Source organism: Fulvivirga kasyanovii, from assembly GCF_009711405.1.
In the GTDB taxonomy this organism is placed as follows: domain Bacteria; phylum Bacteroidota; class Bacteroidia; order Cytophagales; family Cyclobacteriaceae; genus Fulvivirga; species Fulvivirga kasyanovii.
Map to the genome: position 1 here is coordinate 1 of NZ_SMLW01000643.1, position 12377 is coordinate 12377.

A 12377-nucleotide genomic window follows, 5' to 3' on the forward strand; every position below is an offset into this window, starting at 1 on the left:
GAATGAAGCTGGAGGGATTTCATCTTAAAAGTATGGAAATATGGAAAAATATGATATTGTAATTGTTGGTTCGGGTCCGGGCGGCTATGTATGCGCCATACGTGCCGCCCAGCTGGGATTTAAAGTGGGATTAATTGAAAGATACAATACCCTGGGCGGCACCTGCCTCAATGTAGGCTGCATCCCTTCCAAAGCCTGGCTGGAAGCCTCGGAACATTACTATAAGCTCAAACACCAATTCGAGGATTTTGGCATTGGTGTCAAGGAGGCGAATGTAGATATGGTAAAAATGAACCAAAGGGTTCAGGATGTCGTGGGGGAAATCATCAATGGGGTAGCCTACCTGATGAAGAAGAATAAGATTACCGTTTATGAAGGCCACGGGACCATCAAGGATAAGAACACGATTGAAATTAAGGGCGAAGATAAAACACAAATCATAGAAACGGATAAGATGGTCATCGCTACCGGGTCAAAACCCGCGTCCCTGCCGAACATCGAAATAGATAAAAAGAGGATTATTTCCTCTACGGAAGCCCTTGCTCTTACAGAAATTCCCAAACACTTAATGGTCGTTGGAGGTGGTGTTATTGGGGTCGAGATAGGTTCTGTTTTCGCCAGGTTGGGGTCAAAGGTCTCCATAGTGGAATATCTTGATGGGCTTATCGCCACTATGGACAAATCCCTGGGGGATCAATTATATAAATCATTGAAAAAACAGGAGATGGAGTTCTACCTGGAGCATAAGGTCACCAATGCTTCTACCAAAAACGGTACGGTAAGCTTGGAAGCACTGAACAGGAAAGACGAAAAGGAAATGCAGTTGGAAGGTGACTATTGCCTTATGGCCATAGGACGAAAACCCTACACCGTCAATCTGGGACTTGAAAATTTGGGAGTGGAAACCAACGAAAAGGGACAAATAAAAATAGATGATAACATGGAAACCAATATCAAAGGAATTTACGCCATTGGCGATGTGGTAAGGGGCGCAATGCTTGCTCATAAAGCGAGTGAAGAAGGTGTTTTTGTGGCTGAACGCATTGCGGGACAAAAACCGCACATCAATTACCCCTTTATACCGAACATCGTCTATACACAGCCCGAAGTAGCCGGTGTGGGACTTACCGAGGAGGAACTTAAAGAAGCAGGAAGAGCGATAAAGACGGGTAGCTTCCCATTTAAGGCCAACGCCCGGGCAAAGATAAGTATGGATACGGATGGATTTATAAAGGTAATTGCCGATAAGGAAACCGATGAGATATTGGGAGTGCATATGATAGGCCCGCGAATAGCCGATAGTTACACCGAAGCGGTGGTGGCAATGGAATTTAGGGCAGCTGCCGAGGATATCGCACGTATGTCTCACGGGCATCCCACGTTTTCAGAAACTTTCAAGGAAGCCTGCTTAGCCGCTACCGAAGATAGGGCTTTGCATATTTAAGCTTTATAAGTGATGAAGAAAATCTCAGAAGCTAGCCTAGAAATTCAATGAGTTTGACAGAAAGTTATTTCAATGACCAATATAAATAAAAGCACATTCAAAATAACCAAAATGGACTGCCCCTCAGAGGAGCAAATGATCCGCATGAAGCTGGAACCTCTCAGCCAGGTAAAGCACCTGGAGTTTGACATTCCGGCACGCAAGCTGGAAGTCTTCCATCAGGATGAAGTACTGCCTATACAAAATGCTATCAGTGAACTAAACCTCAACGATCAACTCCAAGGTACTTCTGAGGCAGAAATGCCCATTGCCGAAGACGAGACCAAGCACAAGAAAATACTCTGGTGGGTGCTGGGCATCAATTTTGGATTTTTTGTAGCCGAAATGACCACCGGATGGATATCCAGCTCCATGGGCCTGATAGCCGACTCGTTGGATATGCTGGCTGACTCAATTGTTTATGCCCTGAGCCTTTTTGCGGTGGGAGCGGCTATTGCCCGCAAGAAAAAGGTAGCTAAGCTCAGTGGTTACTTTCAGATGGGCCTGGCACTGCTTGGCTTTTCGGAAGTATTACGCAGGTTTTTCACCCAAAGCGAAACTCCTCTATTCCAGTGGATGATCATTGTATCCCTGCTCGCTTTAGCAGGTAACCTTGTTTCACTTTGGCTGATCAACAAGGCCAAAAGTAAAGAGGCCCACATGCAAGCCAGTGCTATTTTTACTTCCAATGACATCATCGTCAACGGAGGGGTAATACTGGCTGGTGTACTGGTTTATTTTCTGGAAAGTAAGTGGCCTGACCTGGCGATTGGCGGCATTGTTTTCGCCTTTGTAATGCGAGGAGCAGTGAGGATTTTAAAGTTGGCAAAATGATACCTAAACAACTGAATATATGAATGCATGGTTATGGGCAGGCGTGTTAGTACTGGCCGCATGGGCGGCTCATTGGGGGGCAGATCAACTGCTGACCCCTTTAAAATTGCTACGTAAACAATGGGGGCTTACCGCCTCGGCAGGAGCGGCATTTCTTGCCATTGTCACGGCCAGTCCGGAGGTGGCCATCAATATTACCAGTGCGGCAAGGGGAGTATCCGATATTGGTTTGGGTAACCTGCTGGGCTCTAATATCATTTCTATTCCCTTGATGATTACCATAGCCTATTTCGCCTCACGTAAGCAATTCAAAAACAATCCCAAGCATCAAGAACATTTGGATGCCAACATGCTGGCACTCAATAAGCGCTCTGTACCCGTTCTGTCATTGCCCTATTTAGGGATTATAGCCTTAGTAGCCATTTTGACCATACCCAAAGCATGGCGCGGGTTACAACCGGTGGATGGCTGGATTATGCTGGGGGCTTATGCCGCTTTTTTGGCGCATGCCATTATCAGGGGAAGAAAAGAAGGAGAAAAAGTAAAGTGGACACAAAAGAAAATATGGCTTTCCATAGCAGGTGCAATTGCCATAGCAGCCGGGGCTTTTTTCATTGTAAAAGCGACAGAAAACATCGTTTCGGCTTTGGGCATTTCCCAGATTGTGGGAGGGCTGTTCATTACAGGTATCATGACCACCGCACCGGAAGTGTTTAAGACCTGGAGTGTGGTCAAAGGTGGAGAGGTAACCGCAGGTACCACAAGTGTTATAGCCGACAATGCCATCACCATGACGGTTGCATTCTTCCCCCTGGCACTGGTAAGCACCCCGGTACAGGATTTTCAATTGTATTGGGTTAACCTCGCCTTTGTTGGCTTGATGCCCCTGCTTTACAGCCTCTTTGTTCATCAAAGCAAAGACCTGCATGGTTTCAGCAGATGGCAGGTATTCGTTTTTGATGCTGCTTATGTGGCCTATTTGTTTGTTATGGCATTTTTTGTCTTAAAACTTTTTTAGCCGATGAAGGAAAAACTATTCAAAGACTACCAAAAACGCCTCAATGCCCTGGAAGAAGGCATCAGGGATGCAGTCCTGAAGTATGCCGAAGAGCTGTACCTGAATCAAAAATGTTCTAAAGATGAAGCCATTGATCGGGCCATTGCCAAGGTGGAAATGGAAAGAAGAAAATTGTAACTAATAATATAAACCAACATGCTAACAGTATTAGACTTTACCAAAAACAATGTAATTGCTACGAAAGCCCAGGAAAACCTGACTGAAGCTGACATTCAAAAAATTCACCCGCTGATTCATAACATCGTGAACCGTGGACAGAAAGTACGGTGGTACTTTGAGATGGAAAATTTTTCCGGATGGAAATTCAATGCCTTCTGGAAAGATTTAAAAATGGATATGTCTCACGCTGACGATTATGAAAAGATTGCTATGGTGGGCGACAAAAAATGGCAGGATTGGATCACTCAGTTCATGAAGCCATTCACCAATGCTGAAATCCGATACTTTGATAGTGAACAAAAAGAAGAAGCAAAGGAATGGATCAATCAGTAGATAGGAATAATACCGGGTTAGCATACATCAGAGAGACTGCCCGCAAGTTTCTGGATAGGGAAACCTCAGGTGGTTTGCTTTTAATTGCAGCTACTATTTTCGCTTTGGTTTTGGGCAATTCCCAATGGGCCGATGCATATCACCACTACCTCACTGACGAATTTATTTTTGAGTTTTCAGAGCATTTCAGTTTTGGACTGACCATAGAAGAATGGATCAATGACGGGCTGATGGCCATATTCTTTTTAGTAGCCGGTATGGAGCTGAAGCGGGAAATTATGGTGGGTGAATTGTCTTCCTTCAAAAAAGCTTCAATGCCACTTTTGGCTGCCTTAGGTGGTATGACCATACCGGCTTTGATTTTTGTCAGTCTCAATACTGGAACAGAGAATATTAGCGGTTGGGGAATACCTATGGCTACCGATATTGCCTATTCCTTGGGTATCATCGGTTTATTGGGCAAAAGAGTGCCGTCACAGCTTAAAATCTTTCTGGTTGCTCTCGCTATAGCTGATGACTTGGGAGCCATATTGGTCATAGCCCTGTTTTACAGCAATGAGCTGAGTTGGTTATTCCTTGGTACTGGGGTCGGCATATTTATATTATTAATGCTGTGCAATCGGTTTGGTGTAAAAAGCTTAATCTGGTATATTTTAGGAGGCTTGGCCTTGTGGTACTGCTTTCTCAATTCCGGGGTGCATCCTACAATAGCAGGGGTACTCTTCGCCATCACCATTCCAGTAAAACCCAAACTGGACAGCAAAATCCTGAAAGAGCGTACCGCTAAGAATGTGGCCGCACTTGAAGAAACGGACATTGAGAACCGCGACCCCATGCAGGATATTCGTCAAAGAAAAATACTAAAGGACATAAAAACAGATACTGAAAACTCAAGGCCTCCTTTGCTTAAGCTGGAGAATGCATTGATCAATTTTAACGCCTTTTTTATCATTCCTGTATTTGCCATTGCCAATGCCGGGGTGAAGTTGGATGTTGGGCTTTTAGAAGTGGCTTCCAGTTCTTTAGGCTTGGGTATTGTTTTAGGTTTAGCAATAGGAAAGGTCATGGGAATCAGTCTTTTTGCTTTTATTGGTGAAAAGTTCGGCCTCTCAGAACTTCATGCCACTCTGCGCTGGAAGCATATTATCGGCATGGGCATGATAGCTGGTATAGGTTTTACCATGTCACTTTTTATTACGAATCTGGCGTTTACAGACCCTGCGTTGGTGAAGGTCTCCAAGATCAGTATTTTAATTGCCTCATTGATTGCGGCTGTGGGAGGAGTGACCACCTTATTATTTACAAAACCCAAAACTGAAAATTAATGATACATTTAAGAATATTTCTGCCTGTATTTTTCCTGCTTTACTTTTTGCTCACATTTTTGATGTACGCGCCAAAACGAAAAGATAAACCACCAAAGCTTAAAACAGTTACTTTATTAAATAACCTGATATGGCTTTTGGTGATTGCTCTTACTACAATTTTCTCGCTGTTTCCTGAGATTTACCATCAATATGTTGTGCCTTTTGAAGCCTTAAAAACCCATACGCTAAGTTGGGTAGCTATTGGAATTATGACCGTTGCTTTCATGATTGTATTTTCTGCCAAAAACTATCAGCGACTGTCCAGAGGCAGTGAACGAAGAGGTTGGCTATTGCTTACAAAAGGCATCTATTCTAAAACAAGAAACCCGCTGCATCTGGGGCAATTAATCACGCTGATAGGCTTTTTTCTCTGTATTCCCAGCATCTATTCAGGTATTATATTATTACTTGGAGCCTTTATCGTATTTGTGAGAGTCGGACTAGAAGAAAAGGTACTAGAAAGTGTTTTTGGAGAGGATTATCTGGCATACGAGAGGAAAGTGGGAAGGTGGGTTTAAAGAACCAGTCAAGCCTGATATGTAATATCGAGCTTGACTGGTCTAAATGAATTATGTCTTCTTTTTGACCACCAACTGATACACACACGGTATCACCACCAAATTCAAAATGGTAGCGGATAACAAACCGCCCAGGATTACTACAGCCATAGGGCTTTGAATCTCACTGCCAGGCTCACCACCTTTGAGTGCCAGGGGGATTAAAGCTAAACCGGTAGTGAAAGCCGTCATTAGAATGGGGTTGAGCCGATCTAAAGCACCTTCCTTTATTAAGGTCAGTCCCTTTTTGCCTTCTCTTCGCAAATCTTCATACCGGGAAACAAGTAAAATACCATTTCGGGTTGCTATCCCAAACAAACTGATAAAACCAATGGTAGCTGCAATACTGATGATCCCCGAAGTGAAGTACACAATCAGAATGCCACCGATTAACGCCAGAGGCAGATTGATCAAGACCACAAAAGCCAGCTTCATGTTCTTAAACTCAAAGTAGAGTAGCAAGAAAATAATCAAAATAGCCAATACCGCAGTAATCAAAAGCAATTGAGAAGCTTTTGCCTCGCTTTCAAATTGTCCTCCATATTCTACACGATAGCCTTCTGGAATTTCAATATTGGTGTCTATGGTCTCCTGAATCTCGTTGACGGCACTTCTCAAGTCACGTCCCTGTACATTGGCAGCCACAACAATCTTGCGCTGCACATCTTCCCGGCTAATCGTATTCGGACTGCTCACAGAAGAAATGGTGGCCAGTTGGTCAATGGTAGTTTGACCTCCATTTGGCAGGCTCACCAATGCCGTTTTGATACGTTCAATTTTGTTCCTAAAATCATCCTGATAACGCACCACCAGGTCAAAGTATTTTTGTCCTTCGTAGATCTCACCTGCTTCTTCCCCGGCAAAGGCAATGTCCACTTGCTCCATGAGGTCGCCAACCGTCATACCAAAGGCGGATAGCATCTGGCGTTTTGGCTTGATGCGAAGCTGTGGCACTTCAATCTGCTGAGCAACGGCTACATCAGCCAGTCCCTCAATAGGTTTAATACCCTCCTCAATACTTTTGCCCACCTCATAAAGACGTTGCAGGTCAGGCCCGAATATTTTGATCGCAATATTGGCGCGGGTTCCTGAGAGCATGTGATCAATCCGGTGAGCAATGGGTTGCCCCAGTGTAATATTTACACCCGGAACAATACTGAGTTTTTTTCTTACCTCTTCAAAAAACGCTTCTTTGCTTTTGTCACCGAGCGTAAAGGGAACATCAACCTCAGCAGCATTAACACCCTGTGCATGTTCATCCAGTTCGGCCCGTCCCGTCCTGCGGGTAACCACATCTACCTCTGGCATTTCCAACAACTGTTGCTCTACCAGCTTGCCTACTTTATTGCTTTCTTCCAACGACATACCTGGTGGGCCAACAGCACTAATAACCAGTGATCCTTCGTTAAATTCTGGTAAAAAGCTCCTACCTAACTGGGTAAACAGGCCTATACTTAGCAAAAAGGCAATGACTGTAACTGCTATAATGGTTTTCGGAAACTTCATGGCACCACCTAATACCATTGAGTATTGCTTTTGAAGCCATCTCTCTACCTTCGTTCCTTCAGCACTTTTGCTCAATACTTTTTCGCTTTTCAATAGGTATGAGCAAAGGACGGGTGTCACCGTAACAGCCACCACCAAAGAGGTAAGCACAGAGGTTACAAAAGCAATACCCAGAGGTTGCAACAGACGACCTTCCATACCACTTAGGAAGAACAGCGGCACAAATGACACAATGATGATCAGCGTTGCGATTATTATAGAACTCCTGATTTCTATAGAAGCATCCTTCACTACTGCTAACACAGGGAGTCGCTCGCTTTTGGGCTTTCGGACATTTTCCCGCAGACGTTTATAAACATTTTCAACATCTATAATTGCGTCATCTACCAAGGCACCAATGGCAATGGCCATTCCTCCTAAACTCATCGTATTAATAGTATAGCCCAAGAGCTTCAATACAATGATGGATACCAGTAATGATATTGGAATAGCCAACAAAGAAATAAACGTGGTTCGCCAATTCATCAGGAAAATAAACAGGACAATTCCCACAAAGACGGCACCTTCCAGCAGGGTTTGGTTCAGGTTACTGATAGAGGCTTCTATGAAATCGGACTGCCTGAAAATATGACTCTTAATCTCAACACCTTCTGGCAATGTTTGTCCTAGTTCAGCAATGGCTTCATCTAAACGGCCGGTCAAATCCAGTGTATTGACATCTGGTTGTTTGGAGATGGTAAGAATGACCGCAGGCGATGCATTCAGTGAGCCGTCACCAATCTTATCTGCCGCACCAATCTGTACAGTGGCCACATCTTTAATTTTGATGCTTTGCCCATTAACTTGTTTTACCACTGCTTCTTGCAATTCTTCCACTGCATAAGCCCGGCCACTGCCTTTGATGATATATTGGTTGCCATGTTGATTGAAAAAGCCTCCTGGGGCATTTACATTGGCTTCTTTTACTTTTTCCACCAATTCACTGAGGCTTATGTTATAGTGCTTGAGCTTGTCAGGATGGGCAAATACCTGATATTGCTTATAATCTCCACCAATAACTATTACATTGGCAATTCCTCCAATAGCTTTCAACCGGGGCCTGATGGTCCAGTCAGAAAGTGTTCGCAATTCCATGGCCGACAAGCTGTCTGATGTAACGCCTAATAGCATAATCTCTCCCATGATGGAAGAAATAGGAGCCATCGTGGGAGCCCCGATACCACCCGGTAGGTTTTCACGCACCATGGGTATCCGTTCACTTACAATTTGCCGGGCACGGTAAATATCCGTTCCCCAATCAAACTCTACCCAAACAATGGAAATACCTGCAGCTGACGAGGAACGGATTCTTCTCACATTGGGAGAGCCGTTTAGGGCTGTTTCTAACTGGTAAGTTACCAGCTTTTCTACTTCTTCTGACTCCAAACCATGTGCTTCCGTGAGGATAGTTACAGTTGGTGCCGTTAGGTCAGGAAAGACATCCACGTTCATCGTCCGTGCCATGTAAAGGCCTGCCACACTCAACACTACTGCACCTAATAAAACAAGGAGCCTGTTTTGAAGTGATATTGATAATATTTTATTTAACATATCATTTCCTTTTTAATGTTCATGGCCATGAGCTGGCGTTGTTCCTGACATGGAGGCCATTTTTATCTGGTAAGCGCCTTTCGTAACGACCACTTCACCAGCCTTAAGTCCATCCTCTACGGCTACATACTCACCATTTCTTCTGCCAATCTTTACTGGTCGCCTTTCAAAACTTTCCCCTGAAAGCTGAAGGATTACCGAATAACTTCCATAATCTTCCAAAAGGGCGTTTTCAGGGATCATCATGGTTTGCTTTGGTTCACCATAGGCAATCTCTACCTCGGTGTAACTGCCTTCGGGCATGGTAATTTTCTCGGTGACCTGGGCATAAATTGGGAGCATTGGCTTTGTACGTTCCACTTCCTTCCCAACTGAAAGAACGGTCCCGCCCGAGGCTTTAATGCTTGACCAACTATCACTGGCCTTCTGATAATAGATGTTTTGAATTGACTGTAGGGCGTGAGCATAAGATGCACTGACCTGTGTCTCCAATAATCGAGAGCGATGAGAGCCAATAGTTAATAGTTGGGTTCCCTGACTCACAAAACCTCCATTGCTGACAGAAATTGATTTTACATACCCGTCAAAAGGAGCAATGATCTGTTTTCCACCTACTGAATAGCCTGATGTTAAGGTTTCGTAATTCGATTTGGCCACCTTGTACCTGCTTTCCACTTGTTCCAGCTCAGCTTTAGGTACAATTTTGGACTGATAGAGTTGTTTTTTACGCTCGTATTCAGCCTTAGCCTGTTCAAAATTGGCCCTGGCCTGCTCAATCTCCGTTTGTAAATTATTGGAAGTCATTCCTTTGCTGCTTATCCTCATTAAGGATTGACCTTGCTTTATCTCGGCCCCCTCAGTCAGGTTATCCATAGCAAAACGTACTACGCCAGAGGCATTGGCTGAAAGAGAACGTATGGCTCCTGGAGCAGCCTTCCATACGCCTGATGTTTTAATAACATCATAGATTTCACCGGAAACTACAGGAACAGTCTGAAAATCAATCTTCCAGGCTTGCTCTTTTAGAAAGCTAATAGCACCTCCGTCTTCCTCATTACCTCCAACAGCACTAATGGCTTCTTCCGCATTTGCAAACACCTGAATGTCTTCAATCACAACTCTATCATGGTATGAGGGAGTAGTAATATCAAATATCAGTTGATAAACCCCCGCCTTTTTAGGTTGAAGTGACGGAGCAAAAATCCCCGGAGAAGATGGGGCTTCTACCGTATGGCGGATGCCTTTTCCATCTTTGACCAGGCTCACAGTCACACTGCCTTCCCTTACGGGTTGGTGCTTATCCAGAACGGTAAAGTGGGCTGCAAAACGGCTAGTCTTATTCACGACCAAAGCCGGGAATTCCACAAACAACTCAGTTTTATCTGTCCAGAGGGTATAGTCTACGGCAGGTATCTCACTGCCTTCATTAATGTGGCCACCATCCGCATCGTGGGCATGGCCATGCTCTTCTGCGGACTGACAGGATCCTGCCAGTAACGCAATTAAAATGAATATATATCGCATTTCTATTTAGTTTTTGTAATTAATGATCATGGTGTTCACTACCATCGTCATGCGAATGGGTAGAGTCCTGATCTACTGTAAACTCTTCCTGTTCGTGATGATCTTCACTCTTATGCTGATGTCCCGATTCCTCATCATGTGCATGGCCATGTGCCTCTTCGGTTTCGTGTTCATGTCCATGTTCTTCTTTAGAAGACTTTGAGGTACATGAAAGGGTAAAAAGGATCAGTAATGCGAATACTATATTTCTCGTTTTCATAAGTTTCTTGTTAATTTGTTACAATTGATATTTTAAAATTTCTGCTTTGAGCTGATGAAGCTCTTTTTCTATTTCCAGCATCTTATCATAAGCCTGTCTGTAAAATTGCAGCTCAATGTAATAGTCCATAAAGGAGATTTGCCCTAGCTGGTAAGCTTCTAATAGTAGATTTTCACTATTCAAACCTTCCAATGTGGTAGTGTACTCATCGTATTTCCGAAGCATCAACTCATACTGATTGTATTGTTCCAGAAAAGTAGAATACATCGCTGTGGTGACAGCTTCAGTTTTAGACTGCTGGTACTGGTATCTGGCTTCTGCTGCTTTCACTTTATTTCTACCGCTCCATAGGGGAATAGATATCCCCCCATAAACACCAGAATAATTAGACCCCATTACTCCCTGATGATTGAAACCAGCGGTGAGGTTTGGCAACAGTTTATTCTTCTCAACCTTTATTTGTTGCATGGAAACATCCTCCAGACCGATAGAAACTACTATTTCTGGATCAGTGGCTTTTTTTTGCTGCCACAGGCTATCGGCATTGCTAAGTTTCAAGTCAGTGGCGAATACCTTCTGATCAAAGACAATTGCCTGCCCTCCATTCAACTTTTGAAGGGAAAGCAACAGGTTTCTTCTTTCTGCCTCAATTTGCTCTACCTGAAACTGGTCTTGCATCCAGGCAATTTTCGCCTTATTGAGTTGCAGGATACCCACTTGCTCTTTGTCAAAAAGCTCTTGTACCTGTTCAAAAACCTGACGTGCCTGCTCCATACGCAGTTGTACTACTTCTTTTCGTTTGGCTAATGAAATAAGGTCAATGCAGTACTTTTTAGCGGGTAGCAGTACTTCCTGTCTGATCCTGGAGTATTCCAGTTGCAATTGTTCTTCCTGCTTATCAATCCAGTTGCCGCGGGCGGCATAGACCGTGGGAAACTCAAAAGATTGAGAAACCTGAAATTCAGAATAATCACCTGTGGTATGCTCACCAAACGGCAGATAAAATGCAGAAACCTGCGGATCCGGCAGGTTGTTGCTGGATTTGTAGTCAAGCCTTTGGCTTTCCATTAGCGACTGGAAGGCCTTTAATTCTTTGTTGTTTTGCTCAATTGCGCGAAGTACCTGTTCCGTCTGGTTAGTCTGAGCAAAACCAATAGCAGCATACAGGCATCCGCACAGAGCGAATACGATATGTTTTAACATGAAATAATAAATGATTTAGGTTAAACCTTAAAAACTCGGTTCGCCAAGTCTGGTATAGCCAGATGGCAAACACAGAAAGATTAACCTAAAACGGGAGGGCCTCTGAGCGAGGGGGTTGATAAATGAAAATCAAAATTGCCTGGTGGCTGATAGACTATGATTCTATCAGGCTCACTTTCTTTTTTAAATAAGAAAGTATGAACTAATGGCAGAGTAAAAGCCGAAAATTCCTTTACTTTAATTTGCTGCTTGGCAATATTCCTTACCTCAAAATCATTGGAATGATAGGTGTGTGCATGACTGCCCAATAGAAAATCCAAAAATCCGGAATGATCATTTGAATCTTTATTTTCTTCTTTGTCATGGTCGTGACTGTGAGCATGCGAATGATGATGCTCGGAAGCTTCAACTAAATCAATAAGTTCATGCTGATGATGACTATGCGGCAAAGCCTGATGCAGCATGAGCATACTGAATATGCTCA

At 43.7% G+C, this 12377-nt stretch carries 12 protein-coding genes; 7 read left to right on the forward strand and 5 right to left on the reverse strand.

The window, feature by feature from the left end; genetic code table 11:
• Positions 1 to 40 precede the first annotated feature (40 nt).
• The 7 genes from lpdA to E1163_RS22800 all read left to right on the forward strand — a co-directional run bounded on the left by lpdA (position 41) and on the right by E1163_RS22800 (position 5772).
• The gene (gene lpdA, locus E1163_RS22775; protein ID WP_155174780.1) at positions 41 to 1444 is read left to right on the forward strand and encodes a dihydrolipoyl dehydrogenase; all 1404 of its coding nucleotides are present in this window, start codon (positions 41 to 43) and stop codon (positions 1442 to 1444) included.
• An 81-nt stretch (positions 1445 to 1525) separates the two neighbouring features.
• Positions 1526 to 2317, forward strand: a complete 792-nt coding sequence (locus E1163_RS22780) for a cation efflux transmembrane domain-containing protein (RefSeq protein ID WP_343033929.1) — start codon at positions 1526 to 1528, stop codon at positions 2315 to 2317.
• A gap of 19 nt (positions 2318 to 2336) precedes the next feature.
• Positions 2337 to 3335: a sodium:calcium antiporter gene (locus E1163_RS22785; protein ID WP_155174782.1), complete on the forward strand. Its 999-nt coding sequence runs from the start codon at positions 2337 to 2339 to the stop codon at positions 3333 to 3335.
• Positions 3336 to 3338: 3 nt separating this feature from the next.
• Positions 3339 to 3512 carry a hypothetical protein gene (locus tag E1163_RS30690; protein ID WP_185156180.1) on the forward strand — a complete coding sequence of 58 codons (174 nt, stop codon included), beginning with the start codon at positions 3339 to 3341 and terminating at the stop codon, positions 3510 to 3512.
• Between the two features lie 18 nt (positions 3513 to 3530).
• Positions 3531 to 3887 carry a SpoIIAA family protein gene (locus E1163_RS22790; protein WP_155174783.1) on the forward strand — a complete coding sequence of 119 codons (357 nt, stop codon included), beginning with the start codon at positions 3531 to 3533 and terminating at the stop codon, positions 3885 to 3887.
• Entirely contained in the window at positions 3872 to 5212 is a 1341-nt protein-coding gene (gene nhaA / locus E1163_RS22795) for a Na+/H+ antiporter NhaA (protein WP_155174784.1), read from the forward strand. Before E1163_RS22790 ends, nhaA begins: the two co-directional genes overlap by 16 nt.
• Positions 5212 to 5772 (forward strand): methyltransferase family protein, encoded by a 561-nt coding sequence (locus E1163_RS22800; protein ID WP_155174785.1) that lies wholly within the window; start codon positions 5212 to 5214, stop codon positions 5770 to 5772. Before nhaA ends, E1163_RS22800 begins: the two co-directional genes overlap by 1 nt.
• Positions 5773 to 5823: 51 nt before the next feature.
• Here E1163_RS22800 and E1163_RS22805 read toward each other — a convergent pair whose 3' ends face one another.
• From E1163_RS22805 to E1163_RS22825, 5 genes are all read right to left on the reverse strand, one after another.
• Positions 5824 to 8907 (reverse strand): efflux RND transporter permease subunit, encoded by a 3084-nt coding sequence (locus E1163_RS22805; RefSeq protein ID WP_155174786.1) that lies wholly within the window; start codon positions 8905 to 8907, stop codon positions 5824 to 5826.
• A gap of 12 nt (positions 8908 to 8919) precedes the next feature.
• On the reverse strand, positions 8920 to 10431 hold the full coding sequence (locus E1163_RS22810) for an efflux RND transporter periplasmic adaptor subunit (RefSeq protein ID WP_155174787.1): 1512 nt from the start codon (positions 10429 to 10431) through the stop codon (positions 8920 to 8922).
• A gap of 19 nt (positions 10432 to 10450) precedes the next feature.
• Complete coding sequence (locus E1163_RS22815; RefSeq protein WP_155174788.1) at positions 10451 to 10690, reverse strand: hypothetical protein; 240 nt, start codon at positions 10688 to 10690, stop codon at positions 10451 to 10453.
• A gap of 18 nt (positions 10691 to 10708) precedes the next feature.
• Positions 10709 to 11893, reverse strand: a complete 1185-nt coding sequence (locus tag E1163_RS22820; RefSeq protein ID WP_155174789.1) for a TolC family protein — start codon at positions 11891 to 11893, stop codon at positions 10709 to 10711.
• An 80-nt stretch (positions 11894 to 11973) separates the two neighbouring features.
• A complete protein-coding gene (locus tag E1163_RS22825) occupies positions 11974 to 12357 on the reverse strand; it encodes a hypothetical protein (RefSeq protein WP_155174790.1) in 384 nt (127 codons plus the stop codon).
• Between the last annotated feature and the right edge of the window lie 20 nt (positions 12358 to 12377).